Origin of the sequence: Brevibacterium sp. BDJS002, from assembly GCF_028201555.1 — a bacterium.
Classification (GTDB): domain Bacteria; phylum Actinomycetota; class Actinomycetes; order Actinomycetales; family Brevibacteriaceae; genus Brevibacterium; species Brevibacterium aurantiacum.
Genome location: NZ_CP116392.1, coordinates 1,022,695 through 1,048,592 on the forward strand (window position 1 = coordinate 1,022,695; position 25,898 = coordinate 1,048,592).

Sequence of the window (25,898 nt, forward strand, 5' to 3'; positions counted from 1 at the left end):
CAGTCTCAACTTTCTGCTGCGGTGAGCAATGTGGGTGTCGAAGCGGCGCTGTCTCCGTTGCCGTGGAGCATCACGGGGCGGGGGATCGCATCGAGGAGGGTGCGCGTGTACTGAGTCTGCGGGCGAGCGAAGAGGTCCTCCGTCGGTCCGTTCTCCACCAGTCGTCCCTGCGACATCACCGACACGGTATCAGCGATCTGTCGCACGACAGCGAGATCGTGGGAGATGAAGACATAGGTCAGTCCCAGGTCAGATTGGAGATCGTCGAGGAGGGTCAGAATCTGGGCCTGCACGGTCACGTCGAGGGCCGAGACGGCCTCATCGAAGACGACGAGCTCGGGGCCGGCGATGAGGGCCCGCGCGATCGCCACCCGCTGCAGCTGACCGCCGGAGAGCTCGGCCGGTCGGCGCTCGCCGAACTCGGTAGGCAGGGCAACCCTCTCCAGGGCCTCGGCGACGAGGGTCGGTCGCGAATTCCGGGAACCGATGCGGAAGTTGCGCAGCGGTTCGGTGAGTATCTGGCCGATGGTGTGCTTGGGATCCAGTGCCGAGTACGGGTTCTGGTGCACGAGCTGGACCGTGCGGCGGAAGTCGCGCAGGCGGGCCCGCTCCGCACGACCGCGCAAAGAGTCATCGGTGTCGAAATTGCCGACGCGGATGCGACCGGACTGTGGGGTGAGGAACCCGGCCAGGGCCTTGCCCGTCGTCGTCTTCCCTGAACCGGATTCGCCCACGATGCCGTGGGTGGTGCCGCGTTCGACGTGCAGTGACACGTCGTCGATGCCGATGACCTGATCATCGTTGCGGGCATAGACCTGAGTCAGGCCCTCGACCGAGACGAAGGGGGCCTGCGCCTCGGCGAGTGCGGCGGTGGTTGTGGCCTGTCGGTGGGTCTTCGTCTTCAGCGCCGGGGCGTCGGCAAGCAGCCGCGAGGTGTAGTCGGTGGCAGGCCGGGAGAAGATCTGAGCCGCCGGTCCGGCCTCGACGACGCGTCCGGACTGCATGACGACGACCTCATCGGCGCGTTCACCGGCGACGGCGAGGTCGTGGGTGATGAAGAGGACGCCCATCTCGGTCTCTGCGCGCAGCTCATCGAGGAGATCGAGGACCTGCTTCTGCACGGTCACGTCGAGGGCCGAGGTCGGCTCGTCGGCGATGAGCAGTCGTGGGCGCAGTGCGATCGCGGAGGCGATGAGGACTCGCTGGCGCATTCCCCCGGAGAGCTCATGCGGGAACTGATCGGCGCGCATCTGTGGCCGATCGATGCCGACTCTGGTCAGCAGTTCGATGACCTGGGCACGGGCAGACTTCCGATCGGCGCGCTTGTGGATCCGCAGCGCCTCGGCGACGGATTTGCCGATGGTCTGCAGCGGATTGAGTGAACTGCCGGGGTCCTGGGGGACGTAGCCGATCTGACTGCCGCGGATCCCACGCCAGCCGCTGGTTCCCAAGCCACCGAGATCGACTTCACCTAAGTGGATGTGCCCGGTCGTGATCTGCGCGGACTCCGGGAGGAGGCCGATGGCGGCATTCGCGGTCGTGGACTTGCCGGACCCGGACTCGCCGACGACCGCGGTCATCGACCCGGCGCGCACGGCGAAGGTCACGCCGTCGACGGCCGGGGCCGAGGACTGGGAGTAGGCGACACTGAGATCCTGCACGGACAGCAGGGGTGCGGACTCGGTCATGATGTCACCTTTCTCAGGGTGTTGCCGATTTGGTGGGTGGCCAGGACGATGGCCATGACGACGAAGCCGGGCAGCACGGTCAGCCACCATGCGGTGGCGACGAAGTTGCGGCCCTCGGCGATGATGAGGCCCCATTCCGGTGTCGGCGGGGGAGTCCCGTAGCCCAGGAAGCCCAGCGTCGAGATCTGGAGGATCGCGGATCCGATCTGGAGGACGGCCAGGGACAGCACGGGCGAGATCGAGTTGGGCAGGATATGGCGGACGAGGACGGAGAAGAAGGTGCCGCCCGAACCGTAGGCCGCGGCCACGAAGTCGCTGGTGTTGATGCGCACCGCCTCTGACCTCGACAGTCGTGCGAACTGGGCGATGGCCGTGACGCCGACGGCGATGGCCGCGTTGATGGTGCCGAAGCCCAAGACGACGACGATCGAGAGGCTGAGCAGGATCGCCGGGATCGAGAGCAGCACGTCGATCAAGCGCATGAGCACATCGTCGACCCAGCCGCGGCGGGTGCCGGCGATGAGCCCGATGGCCGTGCCCACGATGAGTCCGACACCGACAGCCACGAGTGCTGCGAGCAATGACTGTGACGCGCCGTAGACGACGCGGGCGTAGGCATCACGTCCGGTCTGGTCGGTGCCGAACCAGTGGTCGAGGCTGGGGCCAAGCAGCGCCGGAGTGGTGCCGCCGTCGTTGGGGTCATGCTGGGTGAAGAGTCCGGGGAAGAGCGCCCACATGATGGCGATGAGCAGGACCAGGGCCGAGACGATGGTGGCGGGGCCGATGTTCGCGCGGGTGCGGGTGCGTCGCTTCGCCGGAGAGCCCGGCTTACCGGTGCCCGAGGTGGGGGCAAGACTGCTGATGAGGCTCATGAGTGGGTGTCCTTGTCGTCCCAGTCGAGATCGACCCCGACGCTGGCCGCGGTCGTCGACAGTGCCCGGCGAGTGGGTTCATCGGCAGGCTTCTTCCCCGCCGAGGCGGCCCCGGGCTGTGTGCGCAGCCGGACGTCGATGACGGGGTAGAGGAGGTCGACGATGAGGTTGATGGTCACGTAGGCCAGGGTCGCGATGACGACGACGGCCAGGAGGATCGGGTTGTCGCGGTGGGTCACGGCCTGGGCGGTGATCTGGCCGATTCCGTTGCGCCCGAATACGGTCTCGGTGACCACGGCGCCGGCGACCAGTTCACCGAAGACGAGGCCGATGATCGTCAGGCCCGGCAGGACGGCGTTGCGGGCGACGGTGTGGACGAGGATCCACAGCTCACCGGCACCCTTCGCCGAGGTGACCTTGACGAATCCGGAGGCCTTGACGTCGGTGATGGAGCGGATGAGGACCTGCGCGATGGGGGCCGAGAGCGGCACCGCCACGGTCAGGGTTGGGAGGACGAGCGCCTCGGCGGGGCCGGGTGAGACCACGGAGACGAACCCGAGCTGGAAGGAGAAGATCTGGATGAGCAGGATCCCCAACCAGAAGACGGGAATCGAGATGAAGAGGCTGGGCACCGAGTCGAGCAGCTTCCGCAGCCAGGCGAAGGGCCCGTAGGTTGCCAGCACCGCGATGACAACGGCCAGGACCAGGGCGGAGACGAACCCGGACAGGGCGAGCACCGCGGTCGAGGGCAGGGCCGCGGCGATGATCGTCGACACCGCGGCACCGGTCTGGACGGAGAAGCCGAAGTTGCCGGTGAGGAACCCTCCGAGGCTGAGGAAGTAGCGGCTGATCCACGACTCATCGGCCCCGGTCTCGGTGCGGATCTGCGCGATCTGGTCGGGAGAGAGACCCAGTGCAGGGTCGGCGAATCTGGCGGTGACACCGTCGCCGGGAATGAGGCTGAGCAGGATGAAGGCCGCGGTGAACGCGAGCAGCAGCACGAGCAGTGCCTGGCCCAGGCGCAGGAAGAGGTAGCGGATGTCGAGGATCATTTCTGCCCTGCCAACCATGTGCTGTAGAAGTCGGGACGGCCCACCGGTTCGGTCGTGAAGCCGTTGACGCGGCGGCGGAAGGCGAAGACCTGCGGCTCTTCGAAGAACGGCAGCACATAGGCGTTCTCGACGAGGTAGTCCTGAACTTTCTCGGCGGCCTTCTGCCGGTTCTTCGTCTCGGGCTCCGAGGCGAGTTCATCCAGCAGGCGGTCGATCTCGGGGTCGATGCTTCCGTCCTTCGCATCGTCGCGGTCCTTGCCGTTGAGGAAGACGTCGCGGTTGACCGAGGAGTAGTTGGAACGCAGATTGTCGAAGTCCGCGCGCGCGACCATCGAATGGTAGATCTGGACCGTGTCGAGTTCGAGGGCATCGAGGGTCTGCTTGGACTGGTCACCGGGGTTGATGGACAGACGCACGCCCACGTGACGCAGCTGCTGCTGGATGAGGGTCTGCACCTCGTTCGAGCGTGGCTGCGGCAAGGCGATGTTGACGCTCAGTGCCAGGACCTGGCCGTCCTTGGTGCGGAACCCGGCGGAGTTGCGCTCGGACCAGCCCGCCTCGTCGAGGAGTCGGTTGGCTTCCTCGGGATCGTGGACCCAGGACCCGGACTGGTCCTTGTAGCCCATGGCGCCCTTGGCCAGCAGGCCGGTGGCCAGCGGGTAGTTGGGGGTGAAGAGCTTGTCGACGATCTCCTGCCGGTCAACGGCGGCGATGATGGCCTGCCTGACCTTGAGATCTTCCAGTAGTTCGTGCCGGAACCGGAAGTTGACGCTGTTGTTGATGCCGTTCGTGGCCTTCGCATAGAGGCGCAGACCCTGCTCGCTCACGCGCGATTCGTCGGGAGCCTGGACGTCGCGGACGCCATCGGCCTGCCCGGAGAGCACGGCGCCGATGCGCACCGAATACTCGTTGTTGGCCAGGTAGTCGATGCCGTCGAGGTGGGCCCGGCCCTGGTGCTTCAGGTGTGGTGGGGCCCAGTCGTAGTCCTCACGGACCCGGACGGAGAGTTTCGTCCCGATCGTCTCGTCGGTGATGTGGAAGGGACCGCAGGTGTGGATGCCGGTGGCACCGCCGGGGCCGAAGCCCTCGGCGTCCAGAGCCAATGTCGAATCGGCGAGGAGACCCGCGTTCATCGTCGACGTCGCCTGCGCGAAGCCGGGGGAGGGGGCGCTGAAGTGGAAGCGGACGCGTTTGTCGTCGAGGACTTCGCTGCGCTCGTAGTTCGAGATCTGCTCGGAGACCGGCAGGGTGCGAGCCTCATCGCCTCGTCCGAAGAGATCGAAGTTCGCCGCTACGTTCTTCGCCGTCAGCGGTGAACCGTCGGAGTAGGTGACACCGTCGCGGATCGTGAAGGTGAACTTGGTGGCATCGGCGTTGATCTCAGGCAGTTCGGTGGCCAGCCAGGGGTAGAGGTCGAGGGTCTTCGGATCCTGCCACAGCAGGCGGGCGGAGATGTTGTTCATGATGCCGCCGTTGGGATAGAACCCGACCGAGGGCGGGTAGAGCAGCGTCCACGTCTGAGGCTCGAAGTACGTGAGCACCCCGCCCTGGACCGGGTCGCCGCCCTCGGGCAGCGGAGCATCATCACTCGGCGTGCAGGCGCTGAGCGTGATGAGAGTGCCCAGTCCCAGCCCGAGGCTGAGGAAATTGCGTCGGCCGTAGGTCCGGCCGGGGCTCGCCGAGGTGGAGGGACGGAGGTCCGTCATGGAATGTGGTCCTTTGTGCAGATGAAACCGAGATCGGGGGTGGGTCGGGTGCTCAACCAATTGTTGATATAGCTCAACAATTGGAGCTGGTGAGCCTCTTGAGATCGATGTGGAGCCGACGCCACAGCATTCGGCCCTCTGGTTGTGTCTGCATGCTTTGAGTTAAGCGCATCGGCATGCAGAGCGTCAACTCGATCGCTTAACATTGAGTCATGTTGCTGCCTTGGAATTTCGATCATCTCGTCATTGCCGTGCCGAATCTCGCCGAAAGTGTTGAGCAATATCACAACATTCTCGGCGTGGAGCCTATTCCCGGTGGTGCCCATCCGGGGCTGGGGACGGCCAATGCGCTGCTGGGCCTTGAGTTCGGCGACGAGTCTGGCGATGAGCACCGCGACATCTATTTGGAGATCCTCGGACCCGACCCGGAGCAGGATCCCGAGCTGGCAGTCGCGCGCCTGGCCGGTATCACCCGGCCCACGGTGCAGCGCTGGGCCATCCACCCGGACGACTTCGACGGTCTCGTCACCTCAGCCGCACGAGCGAGCGAACCGCCCGTCGACCTCGGCGAGGTTCATGACATGACCCGCCGCACCCCTGCGGGCACTCTTCTGGAGTGGAGGCTGACGAGGCGGACACCGCTGGCGCTGGGCGGAATCCAACCCTTCCTCATCGATTGGCAGGACTCTCCGCATCCTGCGCGCCAGGCGATGCCCTCGGTTCACCTCGAACGGTTCTGGGCGTTGAGCCCAGATGTAGACACAACATCCAGAGTTCTGCGATCCTTGGGGGCTACCATCGAGGTTGAGGCAGGAGTCACAGAAACCCTGCACGCCACACTGAAAGGTCCTGGTGGATCATGGACGATCTGAGTACGATTCCCGCCAATCTTGACCACCTCATCATCACGGTGCCCGAGCTCGAAGCCGGGGTCGCCGAATTCGAGCGCCTCACCGGAGTCAAAGCAGTGGCCGGGGGACGACACCCGGGCCGAGGAACCGCGAACTACCTGATAGGTCTCACCCCTGCTGGCTGGCCCGAAGGTGCTCACACTTACCTCGAGATCCTGGGTCCCGACCCGCAGCAGGAAGCGCCAGCCGATGGCACCCTGCCGTTGGATGCCCATCTGGCGCAGGGCCTGACCCTCCAGACCTGGGCCATCCACCCGCACGCCTTCCTCGCGAAGGTCGCCGGAGCGAACACCGAAGGAATCGACTTCGGCGAGGTCCGCGACATGTCCCGCGAAACTGCCGAGGGGGAGCTGCTCGAATGGCGTCTGACCTCGCGGTCTCCGCTGCCGAGCAAGGGAACGCAGCCCTTCCTCATCGACTGGGGCGAGTCGACCCACCCCGCCGAGGCTGCCCTGCCGTCGGTCGAACTCCTCGAATTCTCCATCGAATCCCCGGACGCCGAGGAGAGCCGCCGTGCCCTCGATGTGCTCGGTGCCGGTGATACCCAGGTCGTCGAAGGCACGGAGCATCGGCTGCATGCACGCCTGCGTGGTCCCGGCGGTGTCCTCGAGTTCTGAGCGAAAGTTCTCAGTGGAGCGGTTGTGAAACGCTAGACTCGACAGAGTGTCGCCAACTCCTCGCATTTCACAAGGTCCACTGCACTCAAGTCGATCGTTGCTGGGCTCCTCGCAGCGGCTGAGGTCAGCCTCGGCGGTGGTTGCTGCATCCCTGCTCATCGGACTCAGCGCCTGCGCAACCGACTCGGATCAGGAGACCAGGCCGGCACCGTCCTCGAACGAGACGGTCGCGTCCGGCGACGGTTCCGCCTCTGCCCAGCCGAGTGAGTCGGCGTCGCCGACGAAGTCCCCGGCACCCAGCAAGTCTGCTGAGCCGGACGTGGAATCCGCCGGTGCCGCCGGTGTCAGTGAAGACGACATCGATATGCAGGGCAGTGGCGAGTGGGACCGACCGAAGAAGGAGACCGGACCGAACCGGGACGAGGGCTCAACGTTCAAGGTCGCACTGCGAGTCGAGGACAATCTGCCGATCGACGTCGATGAGGCGGGCGCCTTCATCATCAAGACGCTGCAGGACAAGCGCGGCTGGCAGGACTTGGACGATGTGTCGATCGAAATGGTCGACGAGGGTGAGGATGCGATGATCTCCATCGCCAGCCCCGACACCGTGGACTCGATGTGCCTGCCGCTGCGCACCCTGGGCAAACTCTCGTGCCGCAACGGCAACAACGTCATCCTCAATGCCAAGCGCTGGGTGTCTGCCACCGATGAGTTCGACGACATCACCCAATACCGTCAGTACCTCATCAACCACGAGGTCGGTCACGCACTTGGCCACAGCCATGAATCGTGCCCGGGGCCCGGCGAGACGGCCCCGCTCATGCAGCAGCAGACCAAAGGCCTGCAGGGCTGCGAGCCCAACGGCTGGCCTTCGAAGGGCTAGTCGGGAAATCGGGACGGCACTCGGGAATAAGACCACCTCCTTCGTCGTTGATTGAGTCGTATAGGCTCAACTTTCGACAGGAGATCAGATTGGCTACGTTCTTCGGATCCGCCGGTTCTGGCGGAGATTCATTCGACGAGTTCCTTGCCCGTTTTCTGCAGGGACAGCAGGGCGCGCGCCAGGGGCGCAGCGTCGACATCAACAAGCTGCTGAGCAAGCGCAGCCACGAGGTCATCGACAACGCCGCTGACTATGCCAGAGAGCACGGTCAGGCGGAGGTCGATGCCCTGCACATTCTGCGCACCATGGCAGAGACCGAGCCCGGAGTCTCGGCGATCCGTCAGGCCGGAGCTGACCCGGAGCAGGTCGCCCGCGCCGTCGAAGACCGTCTGCCCGCATCCTCAGACACCAAGCCCGAAGGGGCACTGACCCTTACCGGTTCCGGTCAGCGCGCGCTCCTCGACGCCTACCAGGTGGCACGGGCGTTCGGTTCGACCTACGTCGACCCGGAGCACCTGTTCTTCGCCTTCGTGCTCAACCACGAGATGCCTGCCGGTCGCATCCTCGCCCAGGCGGGCGTGACACAGGAACGGCTGCAGGCCGGAGCCGAAGCCGCCGAGGCAGGCGACCCGCAGGGCGGTCCCGGAGCGGGCCAGCCGGAGGAGACCATGCTCGAGCGTTTCGGCACGGACCTCACGGCACTGGCAGCCGACGGTGAACTCGACCCGGTGATCGGACGCGCCGAGGAGATCCAGGAGACGATCGAGATCCTGGCTCGCCGCACCAAGAACAACCCGGTGCTGCTCGGTGAGGCCGGCGTCGGCAAGACCGCGATCGCCGAGGGACTGGCTCAGGCCATCCACAGCGGCGAGATCCCAGCACAGCTCTCGGGTAAGCGAGTCGTCGCACTCGACCTGCCGGGCATGCTGGCAGGCACACGCTACCGCGGTGACTTCGAGGAACGCCTGACCGGGACCCTCGACGAAGTCGCCGAGGACGGCGAGATGATCGTCTTCATCGATGAGCTCCACACCCTCGTCGGTGCCGGCGGCAACGGCGAATCCAACTCGATGGACGCCGGCAACATCCTCAAGCCCCGGCTGGCCCGTGGTGATCTGCACCTGTTGGGTGCAACCACGCTCAAGGAATACCGCACGATCGAGAAGGACTCGGCCCTCGAACGTCGGTTCCAGCCGGTGCGCGTGGGGGAGCCGAACATCGAAGATGCCGTGGCAATCCTCGACGGACTCAAGGACCGCTACGCCGAGCACCACAATGTGACCTACACGCCCGAGGCGATTCGCGCGTCGGTCGAGCTCTCCGATCGCTACATCAACGATCGGTTCCTGCCGGACAAGGCGATCGACCTCATCGACCAGGCCGGTGCTCGACTGTCTCTGCGTCGTGGGCCCAAGGTCGACACCCAGGCCCTGCGCACGGAGATCGAACGACTCGAGACCGAGAAGAACACCGCGATCAGCGAAGAGAACTATGAGCGTGCCGGGGAACTTCGCGACGAGGTCATGAGTCTCGGGGAGAAGCTGCATGCAGCCGAGAACCCGGACGACGGCGCGCAGCGGGCTGAGGCTGACGCCAAGCCGAGCATCGTCGATGCTGACCAGATCGCACAGGTCGTCTCCCGTGCCACCGGAATCCCGGCGGCGAGCATGACCCAGGGTCAGAAGGCCAAGCTGGCCAAGCTCGAAGAGATCCTCCACGGTCGCGTCATCGGTCAGGACAACGCGGTGACGGCAGTGTCGAAGGCCGTGCGCCGGTCCCAGATGGGAATGGGAGATCCGAACCGTCCCATCGGCAGCTTCCTCTTCCTCGGACCCACCGGCGTGGGCAAAACCGAGCTGGCGAAATCTCTGGCCGCGACCCTGTTCGATGACGAGTCGGCGATGATCCGATTCGACATGAGCGAGTTCGGGGAACGCCACACCGTCTCACGCCTGGTGGGTTCGCCTCCCGGCTACGTCGGCTACGACGAAGCGGGACAGCTGACCGAACAGGTTCGGCGCAAGCCGTACTCGGTGATCCTCCTCGACGAGGTCGAGAAGGCTCACCCGGACGCCTTCAACCTGCTGCTCCAGGTCCTCGACGACGGTCGTCTCACCGACGGTCAGGGCCGGACCGTGGACTTCCGGAACACCGTCATCATCATGACGAGCAACCTGGGCTCCGAGTTCATGTCCGGCAGCACCCCGCTGGGCTTCAGCTCCACCGATGCGAAGGTCACCGAGAAGGACCTGAGTGCAAAGGTGATGGGCAAGCTCAAGGAGTTCATGCGTCCCGAGTTCCTCAACCGGATCGACGAGACCGTGATGTTCTCGCGGCTCGATCGTGAGCAGCTGCGCGTCATCGTCCGTCTTCAGCTGGAGCGTTCGGTCGAGCGTCTGGCGCACCAGGGCATCGGCCTGACCGTGTCCGAGGATGCTGTGGAGTGGCTTTCCGATACCGGGTACGAACCCGAGTTCGGTGCCCGTCCGCTGCGCCGCGTGATCCAGCGTGAGCTCGATGACCGCATTGCGGACCTCCTCGTCAACGAGACAGTGTCCGAAGGCGGAAGGGTCAGCGCCACGGTTGACAACGGAACACTGCGAGTGGTCGCGGAATCACCCGAGGTTCCTGTGGCAGTCTGAGGCAGAGCCGCCTGTGCAGGGTGATCACCTGCACGGCACGGGGCCGGATCGGAAGCGATGTCTTCCGGTCCGGCCCCGCTTCATTCATGCGGCAGGAACTGCCTCTTCCTGCTCGTGAACCTTGAGGACACGGTTGAGCACGAGGCGCTCTGTCAGGGTCCAGGCTGTCGTCGTCATCAGGTAGAGCGTGGCAGCTAGAGGCACAAACAGTGCGATGACCGCGGTCATGAAGGGCATGAAGCTCAGCACCCTGGTCACGCCTGAGAGGTCCGGCATGGCGGGTCCCTCGGTGGTGGAGTTCTGGCTGCCAGACGCCCGGACGGGCGGGGTCTGCGGCATATCGGGGGTGAGCAGATGCCGCGAGAGGGCAGCGACGACGGCGATGATGATCACGATGACGCCGAAGACTGCGGCCGAGACCACGCTCAGGTTCCCTCCGGTCAGGAGACCCACGAAGCCGGCGTTGAGGGGGACGCCCAGCAGGGAATGGTTGAGAAGGTCATTGGCGTGCCCGCCGATCGTGGATTGGATGAAGATTCCATAGACGGCCATGAGCACCGGCATCTGGGCCAGCACGGGCAGGCAGCCGGCCATCGGGGAGGCCTTTTCCTCCTTGTAGAGCTCCATCATCTTCTGCTGCATAAGCTCGGGGGTCTTCTTGTACCGGGTCTGCAGCTCGGTGATCTTCGGTGCGAGGCGTTTGCGAGTGATGCCGGCTCTGACCTGTGAGAGCCCGACGGGGATGAGCACGGCGCGGACGATGATCGTGAGCACCACGATCGCCAGCGCAGCACTTGCGGTGCCAGCCAATGGTTCGAGCAGAGTCGTCAGCCAGGTGACGACCCAATAGGCGGCGTTGACGAGCAGTTCGATGGGTGGAAATTCGTAGATGTTCATGGTGATGGCCCTCCTGGGCGCTGCCGATGCAGGCAATTCGGCCGTGCAGCGTTGAGCAGCAGTGGTGATGTCGTCATGGACGTTCAACGACCGAACGACGCAGGGCGATACCACAGGCGGGATCCGTTAGGGAAACAGGCAGGAGTGGCGTCGGCGACCGTGCTTGAGGAGCACGGAGATCACGTCGTCGGTCAGGCGAAGGAGCGGACGACGAAGGAGGGGGCTCTGGCTTGAGCGGTGCCCGGAGTGCCGGGTTCCTCGGGCATGCGGAATTCGCGAACCTCGGTTCGCTCTCCCCGTCCCCAAAGACCGCGAGGAGACTGAGGAAGGAACCTGAAGAGAGCCCTTGCCAACCACGGTGCGACCGGCGACAGCAGTGCCGCACCGAGCAGCACGAGGACGATCAGATGCATCGACGACTGAGGAATGACCGTATCGGCATCGGCGCTGAGAAGCACCACGATGAACTGAACTGTCATCCACAGATTCAGCATCATTCCGTCTCGGCCTTCCCTTGACACAGTCGGGGTTTCTCGCCCGATTTTATCACGGCAGCACCATCACACCGGGCGCACAGGCACGCCGTCCGCTCACAGCGGCACCCTCCTGCTCAAGGCGGAAAAGACTTCCGACTCGGCACAGCCAGCTCCAGTGTGGAGGCATGAACACACGAATCGCACATCAGAATGCTCACAACCGACCCACCTCACCATCGCCGAGGTTCGCCGACGGTGACGAGTCCACGACGACGACCCGCATCCCCGAGTCCCAGAGAATGCTCTACGCCTACCGTTCGGTGGTCTTCAACGGGGAGCTGCGCGATGAGAACGGCATGGAGATCATCTCGCGACTCATCCTCCTCTCCGCCGAAGACTCCCACAGTGACATCCACCTGTGGATCAACTCACCGGGCGGATCGGTGCCGATGATGCACGCGATCGCCGATGTGATCGAGACTCTGCCCAACGATGTGGTCACGGTGGCGTTCGGGTGGGCCGCCTCGGCGGGGCAGTTCGTGCTCATGATGGGCACCCCCGGCAAACGACTCGCCCTGCCCCACGCCCGGATCCTGCTGCACCAGGGATCATCGGGCATCGGGGGAGCGGCCGCTGACATCGAGCTGCAGTCCGGGGACCTGCGCACCGTCCGGGACACGGTCCTGCATCGCATCGCCGAGGCGACGGGAAAGACCTATGAGCGCGTCTTCGAGGACTCCCTGCGCGATCGGTGGTTCACGGTCGAACAGGCACTGGACTACGGGCTCATCGACCGCATCGTCGAGTCCCCGGCCGATCTGCGCGGCGGGATCGGTGCGCCATGAGCCAGTACACGATTCCGAATGTCGTTGACCGCTCGGGTGGCGGGGAGAAGATCGTCGACGTGTATTCCCACCTGCTGGGCAACCGCATCATCTACCTCGGAGTGCCGATCGATGACGGGGTGGCGAATACGATCATCGCCCAGCTGCTCCACCTCGAGGCGAGCAGCCGAGAACTCCCGATCCAGCTGTACATCAACTCACCGGGCGGATCGCTGACGGCCATGACCGCCATCTACGACGCGATGCACCACATCGGTGCGCCCGTGGCGACCATCTGCGTGGGGCAGGCGGCCGCTGATGCCGCGGTGCTCCTGGCAGCTGGCGAACCCGGTCAGCGTTCGATGCTCGAACACGCTCGAGCGGTGCTGCGCCAACCCCATGCCGAGGGTGCTCGCGGGGCAATCCCCGATCTCATCGTCGCCGCCGACGAGATCGCCCGGCAGCGCCGAGATGTTGAGGCGATGCTGGCGAAGGGCACCGGGCGCAGTGTGGACCAGATCCATGCCGACCTCGACCGGGATCTCGTGCTCAATGCGCAGGCGGCCCGGGACTTCGGCCTCGTCGATCAGATCCTCTGAGTTGCTCCCGGGCCGCGGTACTCCGCGGGAAGTCCGGTCGGATACTCCCGTGGTACGACGTTGAATCCGGTGTCAGTGACTACGATCGGAGGATGAGCCGATCCTGGCGTGCCGCCGCCGAGGCGAGCGATCCCGATGCTGATCGTCGCGTCCGTCGTCGACCTCGGCTGCTCCTGGTTGCCCTGAGCGTCCTGGCCCTGCTCGTGCAGCTGCCCTTCGCCGTGTTCATAGCCACCCACGATGGTGTCGATGCCCTGGCCGGGGGCGTGCGCATCGCCGTGGCCCTGCTGTCCCCGATGATCTTCTTACTCTGTGCACGATGGCCGGGCCCGAGAGTCGCGATCATCGCCGGGCTGACGCTGGTTGACTTCGTCGTCTGGGCCGCACTGGCGGGATCCAGCCTGTCCGGTGCGTGGAGCCACGGTCCAAGTAATCGTCCCTGGTCTGGGGAGGGTCCGGGCGGAATGTGGGCGCAGGGGCTCACCGGACCTGAGATGACACCGTTCTATGCGGCGTTCCTCTTCGCTCTCGTCGTGGCCATGGTCCGCGGTCATCAGATCTGGGCCATCGCCTCGGCGGCCGGTGTCTGGTTGGGTGCCCTGCTGCTCGGTCCCTTCCTCGGTGTCGACTGGTCGGTGGGGCGTGTGGCCTCTGCGACGATCGGTCTGCTGATGACCCTGAGCATCGGAGCCTTCGCTCGGCGCAGGCGCGAAGGCAGGAGGCTCGCGGCCGAGGAGGCGCAGGCCCGGCACCAGGAGGTGATTGCGGCCGAAAGGCTGCGCATCGCCAGGGACCTCCACGATGTGCTGGGCCATTCCCTGTCCCAGATCAACGTGCAGGCCGGTGTGGGCGAACACCTCATCGACCGGGACCCCGAGCAGGCCAGACGGGCGCTCGCCGCCATCAAGGAGCTGAGTCGAACGGGACTCAACGAGGTCCGTTCAGTGCTCCACACGATGCGCTCGGATGCTGCCGGCCCAAGCGATCTCGACTCCGACGCGGCCGGCACTGACGCGGCCAGTGCCGACGCAGGCGCAGCCGAGCCGCTGGCCCCAGTGCCGGGCCTCGACGAGCTGCCGGCACTCATCGCCGCAATGACCGGGCGACCAGCCATCCACCTCGATGACCGGCGCGAGCTCCGAGCCGACGGTACTCGAGAGAATCCCGGCAGTGCCGCGGATGCGGCCGCCTACCGGATCGTGCAGGAGGCGCTGACGAATATGGTCCGCCACGCTGCCGCCAGCCAGGCGAACGTCAGAGTCTTCCGTGAAGGCGAGTTCCTGCACCTCGAGATCAGTGACGATGGCCAGGGAACAGAGAACGCGATGCACGGGCGAGACGAAGGCACCGGAATCATCGGGATGCGGGAGCGGACGAAACTTCTCCACGGAACCTTCGCGATCACCTCGGCGAGCGGGGACGGCACGCACATCAGCGTCCGGCTGCCCTGGACCAGCGGACACGGACGAACAGATCGGCAGGCTCCGGCATGAACGATATCTCGGTGGCGATTGCCGATGATCACCAGCTGGTTCGCGCCGGCTTCGCTTCGCTGTTGGATGCGGAACCGGGCATCAGCGTGAGTGTGCAGGCCTCCGGCGGGGAAGAGCTGTTGGAGAAACTGGCAGCGACGCCGGTCGACGTCGTGCTCATGGACATTCGGATGCCCGACGGTGACGGACTGTGGGCCACCGAGGCGATCGCAGCCGATCCCGACCTCGGGCACGTTCGGGTGGTGCTGGTGACGACCTTCGGCCTCGACGAGTACATCGTGCGCGCGGTCAGGGCGGGTGCCAGCGGATTCCTGCTCAAGGACACCGAACCGGTCGACCTGATCCGAGCGGTGCGCGTCGTCGCCGAGGGGGAGGCGCTGCTCTCACCGGAGGTGACCCGATACCTCCTGTCGAGGATGTCCCTGGGACTGCGGGCGGAGCCGGCGAAGCATCTCGACGTGCTGACACAACGTGAACGAGAGGTGCTCGCCCTCGTCGGGCAGGGACTGTCGAACGACGAGATCGCGGCGCAGCTGGTGCTCTCACCGCTGACGGCGAAGACCCATGTCTCGCGCATCATGAGCAAGGTCGCCGCACGCGACAGGGTCCACCTCGTCGTGCTCGCCTATGAGTCCGGGCTGGTCTCCCCGGGCTGGCTGCGCGAACAGTAGGAGCTCATCCTCAGCGAGTACCCGAAGTGACTCCCAGCGGGGGATTCGCCGAGGCGGCTGCAGGAGTTGGATTGATGTCATATCCACGAGCGACGTGGATTCCTGACAAGGAGGCATTATGAACATGGAACACGGACCCGCGGCCTGGCCGTTCTTCTTCCTCATCCCGATCTTCTGGGTGCTCATCATCGGACTGGTCATCACTCTCATCATCACGCTCAATCGGCGTCGTTGGCGCCAAGCCGGGGGACCGCCCTGGGCAGATGGTCAGGGCCGATTCGGGTCGACGAAGAACGCGGAGGCGACACTGTCCGAGCGTTTCGCCCAAGGTGACATCGACGAGGCCGAGTACCGAGGCAGACTCGAGGTTCTCAGGGCCAATCGCCTCGATTCGGGTACAAGCTGAGGCACCCGGCCGGTGTGACTAGGCCACGAGGGACAGCTGCGCCCGTCCGGTGAGCCCGAATGCGGGCACCGTCGCGGGCGCGGCTGTCGGCGTTGAGCCGGCGGCGAGGACGAGCACCTGGGGGAGTGCGAGGCCGAGGACTATGGCGATTGCCTCGATGACCTCCGAAGAGGGATCCTTGAGGCCGCGTTCGACCTCGGACAGGTATTGGGTCGAGACTCCCGAGCGGCGTGAGACCTGAGCCAGGGTCAGGCCCAGCTCGGTGCGGCGCAGCCGCAGCACCCTCCCGAGCATCTCGCGCCACAGCAGCGCCGGAGTCCGGTCGGCGTACGCATCTGTGACGTGAAGTGCATCCATGATGCGATCCTAGGAGGAATCGCCGTCGCTCACGCGGATTTCTGCTCTGAGCAGACGAATACCGGCTGCCCCGTCATGCGCTCGAGGGGGATCAGGGCGCGGTCGAGTTGCACCCAGGCCGCGAAGTTAAGTTAGGCTGTCCTTTGTTAAAGTGGAGAGGTCGACCACGACCCTCACAGACGAAAGGGCAGGAATGTCAGCTCATCTCACTCGCCGGGCCATGGCCATAGGCACCATCGTCACACTCGCCTTCAGCGCGAGCGCCTGCAGCCAGGACTCGGCGGATTCTGCGAAGTCAGCCTCCGACGACTTCCAGACCGTCACGATCGAACACGCACTGGGCAAGGCCGTCATCGAGGCAGAACCCAAGCGCGTCGTGACCCTCGGGCAGGGGTCGACCGAGACCGCCATCGCACTGGGCAAGACACCCGTCGGCATGGAGGAGTACGCCTGGGGCAGCGATGACACCGGCTATATGCCGTGGATCCATGAAGCGGTGACCGAGAAGGGCGAGGAGCTGCCGAAGCAGTTCCAGGGAGATACCGAGCTCGATGTCGAAGCCATCGCCGAACTCGAACCAGATGTCATCCTCGCACCATGGTCCGGCGTCACCGCCGATCAGTACAAGCAGCTCGACGCCATCGCCCCTACGGTCGCCTACCCCAAGCAGCCGTGGACGATCGAATGGGATGAGCAGATCACGACCATCGGCAAGGCTCTGGGACAGGAGAAGGAGTCCGAGGGGCTCGTCGATGACATCAAGACGCAGCTCTCCGAGGCCAAGCGGCCCGAATACGAGGGACTGACGTTCTCTTACATCTACAACGACGGACCGGGCACCCTCGGCGTCTTCTACCCCAGTGAGCAGCGAGTGGCGATGGTCTCGGCTCTGGGTCTGACTCCTGACCCCGTCGTCGACGAACTCAAGAAGAACTATGACGCCCCGGGTACGGATTCCGCGCTCATCGGGCTGGAGAACGCGGACAAACTCGACGACTCCGACCTCATCTTCACGTTCTACTCCGATGAGAAGAGCAAGAAGGAGATCAAGGCACAGAGCGTGTACGCGAACATTCCGGCGATCAAGTCCGGCGCGGTCGTCGCGCCCGAAGACCAGCCGTTCGTCACCGCCTCATCGATCATCAACCCGCTGACCGTCCCATGGACGCTCAAGCGCTATGTGCCGATGATCGACAAGGCCGCAGAGAACGTCAAGAAGTAGGCAGTGCGCTCATCTTCTTCCAGTCATCCCACTCGTAGACCCAGTCGGAGATGTCGCTGGCTGCGGTCGACAGGGTGGCATTCGAACCGGTGATCTCGACCGGGTCGCCGAAGATCGCCGAGTCGTAGTACTGCTTGGCACGTGCGGTCGAGAGGTTGATGCAGCCATGGGAGACATTCGCCGACCCCTGAACCCCGGTCGACCAGGGCGCGGCATGGATGAACTCTCCGTTGTTGTGGATGCGCACGGCCCAGCGCACATCGGTTTCGTAGTCCCACTGCTCGGAGGTCATCGTGTAGTCCGAGGCCTTGGACATCACCACGTGGGTTCCGTTGTAGGACGGGGACTTCGCGGCACCCAATGAGGCCGGGAAGTTCATGACCTCTTTGCCGTCGCGTGTGACGACCATGCGGTGGGTCTTGGCGTCGGCCTTGACGACCTGCTTGCGGCCGATGTCGAAATCGAGTGTGAGGTCGTTCTGGCCGACGGTGTCATCGGTGGTGGGAACGTTCTTCAGCGGCACGTCGACGGAGACCTTCGAGTGCGCGGGCCAGAATTCCTTGGGACGGAAGTGCAGTCGCGACTGCGGGTCATCAGGCAGCCAGGCCCAGGAGCCTTCGACTTTGCGCTTCTTCCCATCGTTGTCCGTGACCTTGACCGACAAGCGGTGCTCGACGTCGTCACGGTACTTCTTGGCCACCGTGGATCCGAAGGTGAGGATGATCGGAGCTCCGACGCCCACGGTCTGGTCATCGGAGAGGATCGTGCGCACCGCCATCGGCGAGGCGTCGCCGGCTGAGACTGTGACCGTGGACCTGAAATCGACTTCCTCTCCATCCGCCGAGGTGGCTGTGGCCGAGAGCTCGTATGTGCTGTCGGCGACGAGGTCGTAGGCAGACATCCAGGCCGCGGCGTCGTCGGGGGCGGTGATCGCGTCTGAGTCTTCTGAGGCTGATTCGCTTGGAGTCGAAGATCCCGCCTTCGCGTCTTCGGTGCTGTCGGCTGCTTCGAGTTCGCTCCCGGCGGTGTCGAAGAAGACTCCGGGATCGGTCTTGATGCGCGGGTGGTCGGATTCGGTGATGGAGATGTCGCTCAGCGCCGCGTTCTCGACGCTGAGGCTGATGCGCTCGCCGGGGGCAGCTGTTGTCTCTGCGCCGGATTCGGCCACCTCACCGGTCTGCTGGGGAGCAGAAGTCTGTGTGCTGGTGGGCGTGGCTGAGGCGGTGGAGTTCGAAGCCTTCGCCGACGAGCCCTGTTCCGTCGCCTGGGCTGCCTCGGCTTCGGAGACGCTCCCGATTCGGAACACCGGCTCGGCTGCTGCGGAGGCCTCGGCTTCGGCCGTCTTCGCACCATCGCGAGTCGCGTCGGGGTCAGAGCCTGCCGGGGTGCAGGCCGTGAGCAGAGCGAGTGCTGAAAGGGCAGCAACCGCCCCGTGAATCTTCTTGGGTGACAAAACAGGGATCCTCGTTCGAGCAAAGGGATGAGAGCTGCAGACCATGCTAGTGAAGCCAAATCACGAAAGTATTAAAGCAGTGGCTGAATTCCTCGGGAAAAGGCCATTTCTCGTCGTTGAGATGGGCCCTGACCTGGACTGACATAAGGGAGGGGGAGTTGTGGAATTGTAACCTTGAGAAACGAAGGACTCCCCGTGCACCCGCCAGAGCTCGCTTACCCTTGCTGCCTTCCGGCCCTGGGGGAGTTCACAAGATGACGCCGCACGGGGAGCCATCGATCAGTGTAGTCGAGAGCATCCTCGAGGCACAAAACGAGGTCCGAAGTCAGGCCCGGTGCGGCGGGGATTGGAGGGGATTCTATCTGTGATTAGTGTGATGGTTCACACTTGGCCATCTTGATTTCGCATTGTCGACACGACTCATATAGGCTGGCTCGCGGAGGATTCGCCTAGTGGCCTATGGCGCTCGCCTGGAACGCGGGTTGGGTTAACGCCCTCAGGGGTTCGAATCCCCTATCCTCCGCCACGGGAGTCCCGGTCTCGCAGTTTCTGCGGGCCGGGACTTCGTCGATTCGCCCGGTTTCGAGCCGAGCGCGGGCCTCGCAGTCGCCTTTCGGGCATCCCTCAGCGTTCGTGGCAATCCGGATTGGCCGTGGCATTTCCTACTGGTGCCTCCGCATCCCTCACCATTCGCAGCACTACGCACCGGTGCAACGGGGTGGTGCGCCGGTGAGGGTGAGGGATGCTGAGTGGGCCGCAGCGCAGGACCGCTGCCCGAGGCGCAAATCGCATGACGCCCCGTGGCGGAATGCCTCATTGTGACGGTGCGCGGCGGCCCGCGAAATCTGCTCGCCGTGTGTGGTCTGTGTCTCAGTAATCTGGCACAGCTCGCCCGCACACAGCACTCGGAGGTGGCCCGCGCCCACAATCGGAAAGTCCGTTTCGGACTCAACGGGTTCGTGATCGTCCGCGACACCGAAGCCGAAGCCCGCGACCAGCTGTGCGAGATCATCGCACACGCCGACGCCGAGGCGGTCGAAGGATTCCGCGAGTCCGTGCAGACCGCCGGAGCCGCGACCTCGGATAAGAAAGGCATGTGGGCGGATTCGAGCTTCGAAGACCTCGTGCAGTACAACGACGGCTTCCGTACCCAGCTCATCGGAACCCCCGAACAGGTCGCCGACCGCATCATCGAATACAAGAAGATCGGCGTCGACCTCATCCTCACCGGCTTCCTCCACTTCCAGGAGGAACTTGAAGCGTTCGGCAAGACCGTCATCCCGATCGTGCGCGAGAAGGAAGCCGAACTCGTCAACAGGGGACTGCTCACCCCTGCCGGAGTCTGAGTCAGCCAGTCGGTTTCCCTCAGGCCACGCTGAATGACGCGGACTTGAGCTTCAGCTTCGTTCGCAGCTGATCGCCGGTGAGGCTCGCGGTCTTTCCCTTCACCGAGGTGGCTTTCACCGTCTTCACCAGACCTGAGCCGGTCTTCGCCACCGCCACAGACCGGACGTCTGCCAGCCCGAAGGCCCGTGCCATGTCGGACTGCTTGGCCGTCACCGACCACGAGGCGTTCGGGTTCTGCGCAGAGGCATACTTCGACGGAGAGTCATCGACCGAGACCAGGTACGGCACGGCCGACCCCCACACCTCGGCAGCCGAATGCGTCTTCGACCCGGCCGACGACGAGTAGACAGCATCGATGAGCCCGCCCTTGTAGGTGATGAGGCGCGCCGACCTCACCGTCGACCCGCTCGTGGTCTGTGTCGCGGCCACGGCCTTGCGCCATGGACCGGAATCGCCTGCATTCTCATGAGTCCACCCGAGGAAACGCTGCGAGGCCACCTCGTCATAGACGTTGCACCCGCAGGCCGGCTTCACCGCACCGAGATTGCGGTAGGCGTAGGTGCGCGAAGCGATGGCCTGAGCGCGCAGGGCCTCGGACTGCCACGACGCCGGCATCTCGGCGATGCCCGGCAGATATTCCTTGTTGAGACCCACCACGTTGATGACGTTGAGCGAGCTCTTCAGCTGACCGATCTCGAGCCGTCCGTGTCGGTAGGTGCCGGTCGCCCCGTTCTGGGCACCGCTAACCGACACCGTCGTCGCCGACGAACTCTTCCAATATCGGGTGCTCTGCCATTCGAGGGTGAGCTTCGACCCCGAATAGCTCTTCGACCCGACGGTCGCCTTGACCGAACCGGATGACGTCCGTTCGATCGTGACCTTCGAGCCCGATTCGATGGTCTTCGACCCGACCTTGACCCGCAGACGGCCGGACCGCGGAGTGACCGTCACGGACTTCTTACCGGTCAGCAGCTGCACCTTGAGACTGGCGTCGGCGTTCTTCGACATCGTCGTGACCTTGGCACCCGTGTAGTAGTGTTGCAGGATCTGCGTCGACGACTTTCCGGCTGTCGCCATTCCGCGCGCTCCGTGCTGGCTCATCCCGACCCCATGGCCGAACCCCGACCCCTTGATCGTGAACGACGACGGCGCCTTCGTCAGCGTCACCTTCGCCCCGGATTTCGCCGTCCACACGATCATGCCGTTCTGGAACTTCTGCCGGGTCTCCGAACCTGAGCGGTATTCGTTGCTCGTCGGATAGCCGAGCGGACCGCGTTCCCACCCGGACTTCTTCCATGCTGTGCGGATCGCGCCCAGAGTCGCATGGGCGCCGGTGGCCTTCGTCCAATGGATGCTGCCGTGCTTGAACGACTGATAGCAGCCCTTCTGGATCAGCGTGCACCGCTGTGGGCCGACCGCTGGGCCGAGCTTGCCGGAATTCCCACCGAGCGATTTGTGCATCGTTCCGATCGCACCCGAAGTCGCATAGGCAGCATGTGCCGGAGGCTGTGTGGAGCAGAGAACGAGAAGGAACCCGATGAGCAGTGCCGCGAGGGTAGGAGTCGTCGCCTTGACAAACGGGGAAGCTGGCATGAGTAGATCATAAGCGCGGCTGTCAAGACCCCAGGTGACGAACAGACGAACTCCCCGGAACGATCGTTCCGGGGAGTTCTTCGCCGAGGTGGTTCCGCCTCGGCGAAAGAGGCATCGTTCCAGGTCAGCTGAACTTATCAGCGATTGCCTTGTTGAAGGCGTCGAGGTCGTCGGGGCTGCGGGAGGTAATGAGGTTGCCGTCGACGACCACCTCGGTGTCGGCCCAGTCGGCTCCGGCGTTGATGAGGTCGGTCTTCGTCGAGATGAAGGACGTCAGCTTCCGTCCCTTGGCCACTCCCGCCTCGGCGAGGATCCACGGAGCATGGCAGATGGCCGCGACCGGTTTGTCTGCGGCGAAGAACGCCTTGACGAGGTTGACGGCGTCCTCATTCAGACGCAGGGCATCGGAGTTGAGGGTGCCGCCGGGCAGGACGAGGGCGTCGAAGTCATCGACCGAGGCCTCGGCGACGGGAACGTCGACGTCGAAGGTCTTCGCGTGCTCCCAATCGCCTTCCATCGCCTGCAGAGTCCCCTCTGAGGGGGAGACGATGACGGTCGTCGCTCCGGCCTCGTCGAGGGCTGTGCGGGGGCTGGTCAGTTCGACCTGCTCGACGCCGCTGGTGAGGAGGAATGCGATCTTCTTGTCAGAGAGTGCCATGAAGGTGCTCCTTGTCGGTTGTGATTGGTGAGATTGTCGAATCTGACATGGGCTCGGCTGGCCGAAACCTCGAGGCCGACGTGCAGCTGGGCCGACGCCCACATTGGACACAACAACGGAAAGTGCAGAGTTGTTCCAGATCGCGACGAACGGATTCCCCTGGTCGGGATGACCAGGGGAATGCGATTCGGGGATGCGAGACGCTCGAGGGGTACGTTTCGCGGGCTCGGCGGACGGCTCAGATGTTCGGGAACTCGAGGCTGTAGCCGATGCCGGACTGCGACGCCGAGGTGATCTTCACAGTGCCGTAGTGATTCTTGCCGGCAGCGGTGACGGTGCAGTTCTGCGATCCGCTGTGGGAGAAGATCCGCAGGTCGGAATAGCAGTCGACGGTGTCGACCGTGGTGCCCTGCTTGGCGTAGGCGTTCTTGATGTCCGCCTCGAGAACGTCGGCGGGGATCTTGCCGTTGCCGTCGGCGTCGAGTTCGACTCCGTCTTCGCCGATCCGCGGGCCCTGGTAGCCGTTGTCGGTCGTGCCGCTCGACGACGATGATCCGCTCGAGGTGGAGTCGCTCGAGGACGACGATCCGGTCGACGACGAGCCGTTCGAGGTGGAGGAGCCACTCGCCGAGGAGGCGCTGGACGAATCGGTGGATCCGCCGCTGCCGGTGGTGCCGTTGTCCGTCGTGCCGCTATCGCTCGTGCCGGACGAACCCGAACCGGCGGAGTCCGAGGTGGAGCCCGAATCCGATGCCGGTTCTTCGGCGGTCGTCTCGGTGTCCTCGGTCTGCTGCGCCTGCTGGCCGTCCTGCTCCTGGCCCTGTTCCTGCCCCTGGCCTTCTGGGCCGAAGGTGATGTTCATATCGCAGGCCGAGAGTGTCAGGGTCGCGGCGAGAGCTCCGGCAACGGTGATGGTTTTGAGAAGTGTCTGTGCCTTCATGATCTGCTCCTGGTCTCGTGTGCAAAAAGCGGTCGGTGTTTCGTACAAGACAAGCCTCTCAGCGCGGAGCCGTGACCTGGGCCGATTCGTGTTCGGATCCGGTGACGCATGTTCCAGGACGGACACATCGGCCTATTCTGGGACTGTGTTCGATGACCGGAGCCGAAGAGAAACGAGAAAACTTCGCCGCCGATGTCGAGAACACGAGTCCGGCTGCGTCCCAGACATGTCAGCGAGCACATCCCGTGCGAGCGGCACGAGACAAGGAGACCATCATGGCCAAGTACCTCATGCTCAAGCACTATCGGATGCCGGAGCAGTATATGGATTACACCCCGATGGATCAGTGGAGTCCCGACGAGGTCGACGCGCATGTGGCGTACATGAACGCCTTCGCCGACAGACTCAAGGACTCCGGCGAATTCGTCGACTCCCAGGCACTCTCGCCCGAGGGCACCTTCGTCCGATCCGGCGGACCGGGCAAGCCTCCGGTCACCGACGGTCCCTTCCCCGAGACGAAGGACCTCATCGCCGGGTGGATGGTCATCGACGTCGAGAACTACGACCGCGCTCTCGAACTCGCCGGTGAGCTGTCCGCCGCACCGGGCAAGGGAGGAGAGCCGATCAACGAATGGCTCGAACTGCGCCCCTTCCTCGACCACGCACCCAGCGTGGACGAATGATCAGGGACGCGAACGGAGTTCGCGATGATCGATCGGGATCCCCTCGCCGATGCGGAGCTGCGTGAGCTCGTCCCCGCCGTGATCGGCATCCTCGTCAGTCGTGGAGCAGACTTCGCGACCGCCGAGGACGCCGTTCAGGACGCGCTCATCGAAGCCCTGCGATCATGGCCGTCCGACCCGCCCCGTGACCGGCGGGGCTGGCTCGTGACGGTGGCATGGCGGAAGTTCCTCGACATCGTGCGATCTGAAGGATCGCGGATGAAACGCGAGGAACGGGTCATGGCCGCCACTCTCGCCGAGCCCGAAACCTCGTCCGAACCCGGGACGGACGGCGTCCCGAACGCCGATGACACCCTCGACCTCTACTTCCTCTGCGCCCATCCCGACCTCAGCCCCGCCTCGGCGGTGGCCCTGACCCTGAGGGCGGTCGGCGGACTGACGACGAAGCAGATCGCCGCAGCCTATATGGTGCCCGAGTCGACGATGGCTCAACGCATCAGCCGAGCCAAATCCACGATCGCAGGGTCCCGGCTCAACCGACCCGGCGGCCTGTCCTCGGTGCTCACCACCCTCTACCTCGTGTTCAACGAAGGGCACTCGGGCGAGGTCGACCTCGTCGCCGAGGCGATCCGACTGACCCGCACGCTTGCGTCGATGATCGGCTCCGCCGAGGTGGACGGACTGCTCGCCCTCATGCTCCTCCACCACGCCCGCCGCGATGCCCGCTTCGGCGCCGACGGTCGCCTCATCTCGCTGGCCGATCAGGACCGCACCCTGTGGGATCAACGGCTCATCGTCGAGGGCATCGAGATCCTGCAGGCAGCCCTTGGTCGGGACGAACTCGGCCAGTATCAGGCACAGGCCGCCATCGCGGCACTCCACGCCGATGCGCAGACGGTCGAGGACACCGACTGGGTGCAGGTCGTGGAGTGGTACGACGAACTCCTCAAGCTGAACGAGAGCCCGATCGCGTCCCTCAACCGTGCCGTTGCGATCGGTGAAGCCGACGGACCGGTGGCCGGACTGGCCGAACTGGGCAGACTCGATGAGACGCTGCCGCGCTACTTCGCCGTCGAGGCCCACCTGCGAGAACGGGCAGGAGAAGACGAGGCGGCGGCGAAGCTCTACGTCGAAGCCGCGGCCAAGGCGAGCAACCTCGCCGAACGCGACCACCTCATGCGTCAGGCAGCTCGCCTGAACTCGCGGTAATCTGAGCGCATGGTCGAAGCGAACGTGGACAGCGTCATGGAGACATTGGCGGCGATGGAGGATCCCAAGGCTCGTGCCGTCAACGAGAAGCACGGTGATGATCACGGTGTGAATCTGAGCAAGCTGCGGGCCGTGGCCAAGGAGCTGAAGAAGAACGACGAGCTCGCCGTCGAACTGTGGAACACCGGCGATACCGCGGCGCGCCTCGTCGCGATCCTCATCATGCGTCCCCGCAGCTATGACGCACAGCATCTCGATGCCATGCTGCGCGAGGCGCGTGTGCCGAAGGTCCACGGCTGGCTGGTCAACTACATCGTCAAGAAGTCGAAGCATGCCGAATCGCTGCGCCTGGACTGGATGGACGACCCTGATCCGATCGTGGCGTCGGCAGGCTGGGCACTGACCAGCGAGCGTGTGAACAAGTCACCCGAGGGCCTTGACCTGTCCGGTCTCCTCGACACCATCGAGGCGCAGATGCTCGGCGCCGATGAGCGCCTGCAGTGGGCGATGAACGAAACCCTGTCCTACATCGGCATCGAGAACGAGGACCTGCGGCCACGGGCCATCGACATCGGCAACCGCCTCGGCGTCCTCAAGGACTATCCGACCCCGCCGAACTGCACGTCGCCCTTCGCCCCGACCTGGATCACGGAGATCGTGGCCCGCAGAGCAGGGGCCTGAGTCAGATCAGAAGTCTGA

At 64.6% G+C, this 25,898-nt stretch carries 25 protein-coding genes, 1 tRNA gene, 1 other RNA gene and 1 pseudogene; 15 read left to right on the plus strand and 13 right to left on the minus strand.

Annotation, left to right across the window (positions count from 1 at the left end):
* Positions 1 to 5: 5 nt before the first annotated feature.
* The 5 genes from PGC08_RS04705 to PGC08_RS19535 form a co-directional block, all read right to left on the minus strand.
* Positions 6 to 1,688, minus strand: coding sequence for a dipeptide ABC transporter ATP-binding protein (locus tag PGC08_RS04705; RefSeq protein ID WP_009883209.1), 1,683 nt, complete (start codon positions 1,686 to 1,688; stop codon positions 6 to 8).
* Positions 1,685 to 2,560 (minus strand): ABC transporter permease, encoded by an 876-nt coding sequence (locus PGC08_RS04710; RefSeq protein WP_009883208.1) that lies wholly within the window; start codon positions 2,558 to 2,560, stop codon positions 1,685 to 1,687. The genes PGC08_RS04705 and PGC08_RS04710 overlap by 4 nt, the downstream gene beginning before the upstream one ends.
* Entirely contained in the window at positions 2,557 to 3,630 is a 1,074-nt protein-coding gene (locus PGC08_RS04715) for an ABC transporter permease (RefSeq protein WP_226825666.1), read from the minus strand. Before PGC08_RS04715 ends, PGC08_RS04710 begins: the two co-directional genes overlap by 4 nt.
* Positions 3,609 to 5,318 (minus strand): TIGR04028 family ABC transporter substrate-binding protein, encoded by a 1,710-nt coding sequence (locus PGC08_RS04720; protein WP_009883206.1) that lies wholly within the window; start codon positions 5,316 to 5,318, stop codon positions 3,609 to 3,611. The genes PGC08_RS04715 and PGC08_RS04720 overlap by 22 nt, the downstream gene beginning before the upstream one ends.
* 73 nt (positions 5,319 to 5,391) lie before the next feature.
* On the minus strand, positions 5,392 to 5,496 hold the full coding sequence (locus PGC08_RS19535; protein WP_350270659.1) for a putative leader peptide: 105 nt from the start codon (positions 5,494 to 5,496) through the stop codon (positions 5,392 to 5,394).
* Positions 5,497 to 5,530: 34 nt separating this feature from the next.
* On the opposite strand from PGC08_RS19535, the gene PGC08_RS04725 reads away from it, so the two are divergent.
* The 4 genes from PGC08_RS04725 to PGC08_RS04740 all read left to right on the plus strand — a co-directional run bounded on the left by PGC08_RS04725 (position 5,531) and on the right by PGC08_RS04740 (position 10,371).
* The gene (locus PGC08_RS04725; protein WP_096146587.1) at positions 5,531 to 6,190 is read left to right on the plus strand and encodes a VOC family protein; all 660 of its coding nucleotides are present in this window, start codon (positions 5,531 to 5,533) and stop codon (positions 6,188 to 6,190) included.
* On the plus strand, positions 6,178 to 6,846 hold the full coding sequence (locus PGC08_RS04730) for a VOC family protein (RefSeq protein WP_096158338.1): 669 nt from the start codon (positions 6,178 to 6,180) through the stop codon (positions 6,844 to 6,846). Before PGC08_RS04725 ends, PGC08_RS04730 begins: the two co-directional genes overlap by 13 nt.
* Positions 6,847 to 6,982: 136 nt before the next feature.
* A complete protein-coding gene (locus PGC08_RS04735; RefSeq protein ID WP_271709638.1) occupies positions 6,983 to 7,729 on the plus strand; it encodes a DUF3152 domain-containing protein in 747 nt (248 codons plus the stop codon).
* Positions 7,730 to 7,818: 89 nt separating this feature from the next.
* Positions 7,819 to 10,371: an ATP-dependent Clp protease ATP-binding subunit gene (locus PGC08_RS04740; RefSeq protein WP_271709639.1), complete on the plus strand. Its 2,553-nt coding sequence runs from the start codon at positions 7,819 to 7,821 to the stop codon at positions 10,369 to 10,371.
* An 84-nt stretch (positions 10,372 to 10,455) separates the two neighbouring features.
* Here the strand turns inward: PGC08_RS04740 and PGC08_RS04745 are convergent, their stop codons facing one another.
* Positions 10,456 to 11,268: a YidC/Oxa1 family membrane protein insertase gene (locus PGC08_RS04745; RefSeq protein ID WP_009883201.1), complete on the minus strand. Its 813-nt coding sequence runs from the start codon at positions 11,266 to 11,268 to the stop codon at positions 10,456 to 10,458.
* Positions 11,269 to 11,459: 191 nt separating this feature from the next.
* Entirely contained in the window at positions 11,460 to 11,747 is a 288-nt protein-coding gene (locus PGC08_RS04750) for a hypothetical protein (protein WP_226823736.1), read from the minus strand.
* Positions 11,748 to 11,929: 182 nt separating this feature from the next.
* Here PGC08_RS04750 and PGC08_RS04755 point away from each other — a divergent pair, with 182 nt between their 5' ends.
* From PGC08_RS04755 to PGC08_RS04775, 5 genes are all read left to right on the plus strand, one after another.
* A complete protein-coding gene (locus tag PGC08_RS04755) occupies positions 11,930 to 12,589 on the plus strand; it encodes a ClpP family protease (protein WP_009883199.1) in 660 nt (219 codons plus the stop codon).
* Positions 12,586 to 13,167, plus strand: a complete 582-nt coding sequence (locus tag PGC08_RS04760; protein ID WP_069599611.1) for a ClpP family protease — start codon at positions 12,586 to 12,588, stop codon at positions 13,165 to 13,167. Before PGC08_RS04755 ends, PGC08_RS04760 begins: the two co-directional genes overlap by 4 nt.
* 92 nt (positions 13,168 to 13,259) lie before the next feature.
* Entirely contained in the window at positions 13,260 to 14,660 is a 1,401-nt protein-coding gene (locus PGC08_RS04765; RefSeq protein WP_009883197.1) for a sensor histidine kinase, read from the plus strand.
* Positions 14,657 to 15,331: a response regulator transcription factor gene (locus tag PGC08_RS04770; RefSeq protein WP_009883196.1), complete on the plus strand. Its 675-nt coding sequence runs from the start codon at positions 14,657 to 14,659 to the stop codon at positions 15,329 to 15,331. The genes PGC08_RS04765 and PGC08_RS04770 overlap by 4 nt, the downstream gene beginning before the upstream one ends.
* Before the next feature lie 118 nt (positions 15,332 to 15,449).
* Positions 15,450 to 15,737 carry an SHOCT domain-containing protein gene (locus PGC08_RS04775; RefSeq protein ID WP_271709640.1) on the plus strand — a complete coding sequence of 96 codons (288 nt, stop codon included), beginning with the start codon at positions 15,450 to 15,452 and terminating at the stop codon, positions 15,735 to 15,737.
* 18 nt (positions 15,738 to 15,755) lie between these two features.
* On the opposite strand, the gene PGC08_RS04780 is transcribed toward PGC08_RS04775, so the two are convergent.
* On the minus strand, positions 15,756 to 16,094 hold the full coding sequence (locus PGC08_RS04780) for a helix-turn-helix domain-containing protein (RefSeq protein WP_009883194.1): 339 nt from the start codon (positions 16,092 to 16,094) through the stop codon (positions 15,756 to 15,758).
* Positions 16,095 to 16,287: 193 nt separating this feature from the next.
* Between PGC08_RS04780 and PGC08_RS04785 the strand changes: the two genes are divergently transcribed.
* Positions 16,288 to 17,316, plus strand: a complete 1,029-nt coding sequence (locus PGC08_RS04785; RefSeq protein WP_271709641.1) for an iron-siderophore ABC transporter substrate-binding protein — start codon at positions 16,288 to 16,290, stop codon at positions 17,314 to 17,316.
* Here the strand turns inward: PGC08_RS04785 and PGC08_RS04790 are convergent.
* Together PGC08_RS04790 and ffs are read right to left on the minus strand one after the other, a co-directional pair.
* Positions 17,306 to 18,769: a L,D-transpeptidase gene (locus PGC08_RS04790; RefSeq protein ID WP_271709642.1), complete on the minus strand. Its 1,464-nt coding sequence runs from the start codon at positions 18,767 to 18,769 to the stop codon at positions 17,306 to 17,308. The two genes, PGC08_RS04785 and PGC08_RS04790, sit on opposite strands and share 11 nt — an antisense overlap.
* 181 nt (positions 18,770 to 18,950) lie before the next feature.
* An RNA gene (gene ffs / locus PGC08_RS04795) (signal recognition particle sRNA small type) lies at positions 18,951 to 19,046 on the minus strand.
* Between the two features lie 161 nt (positions 19,047 to 19,207).
* Between ffs and PGC08_RS04800 the strand changes: the two genes are divergently transcribed.
* A tRNA-Ser gene (locus PGC08_RS04800) sits at positions 19,208 to 19,295 on the plus strand.
* A 391-nt stretch (positions 19,296 to 19,686) separates the two neighbouring features.
* A pseudogene (locus PGC08_RS04805) lies at positions 19,687 to 20,115 on the plus strand (LLM class flavin-dependent oxidoreductase); the annotation flags it as partial.
* A 19-nt stretch (positions 20,116 to 20,134) separates the two neighbouring features.
* Here PGC08_RS04805 and PGC08_RS04810 read toward each other — a convergent pair.
* From PGC08_RS04810 to PGC08_RS04820, 3 genes are all read right to left on the minus strand, one after another.
* Positions 20,135 to 21,709 (minus strand): SpoIID/LytB domain-containing protein, encoded by a 1,575-nt coding sequence (locus PGC08_RS04810; protein WP_271709643.1) that lies wholly within the window; start codon positions 21,707 to 21,709, stop codon positions 20,135 to 20,137.
* Positions 21,710 to 21,833: 124 nt separating this feature from the next.
* A complete protein-coding gene (locus PGC08_RS04815; protein ID WP_009883189.1) occupies positions 21,834 to 22,367 on the minus strand; it encodes a type 1 glutamine amidotransferase domain-containing protein in 534 nt (177 codons plus the stop codon).
* A gap of 238 nt (positions 22,368 to 22,605) precedes the next feature.
* The gene (locus PGC08_RS04820; protein WP_096146596.1) at positions 22,606 to 23,307 is read right to left on the minus strand and encodes a hypothetical protein; all 702 of its coding nucleotides are present in this window, start codon (positions 23,305 to 23,307) and stop codon (positions 22,606 to 22,608) included.
* 275 nt (positions 23,308 to 23,582) lie between these two features.
* Between PGC08_RS04820 and PGC08_RS04825 the strand changes: the two genes are divergently transcribed.
* The 3 genes from PGC08_RS04825 to PGC08_RS04835 are packed head-to-tail and all read left to right on the plus strand — an operon-like array spanning position 23,583 to position 25,880.
* Positions 23,583 to 23,990: a YciI family protein gene (locus tag PGC08_RS04825; RefSeq protein WP_009883187.1), complete on the plus strand. Its 408-nt coding sequence runs from the start codon at positions 23,583 to 23,585 to the stop codon at positions 23,988 to 23,990.
* Positions 23,991 to 24,014: 24 nt separating this feature from the next.
* Positions 24,015 to 25,199, plus strand: a complete 1,185-nt coding sequence (locus PGC08_RS04830; protein ID WP_271709644.1) for an RNA polymerase sigma factor — start codon at positions 24,015 to 24,017, stop codon at positions 25,197 to 25,199.
* A 9-nt stretch (positions 25,200 to 25,208) separates the two neighbouring features.
* Positions 25,209 to 25,880 (plus strand): DNA alkylation repair protein, encoded by a 672-nt coding sequence (locus tag PGC08_RS04835; protein WP_009883185.1) that lies wholly within the window; start codon positions 25,209 to 25,211, stop codon positions 25,878 to 25,880.
* The last annotated feature ends 18 nt before the right edge of the window (positions 25,881 to 25,898 follow it).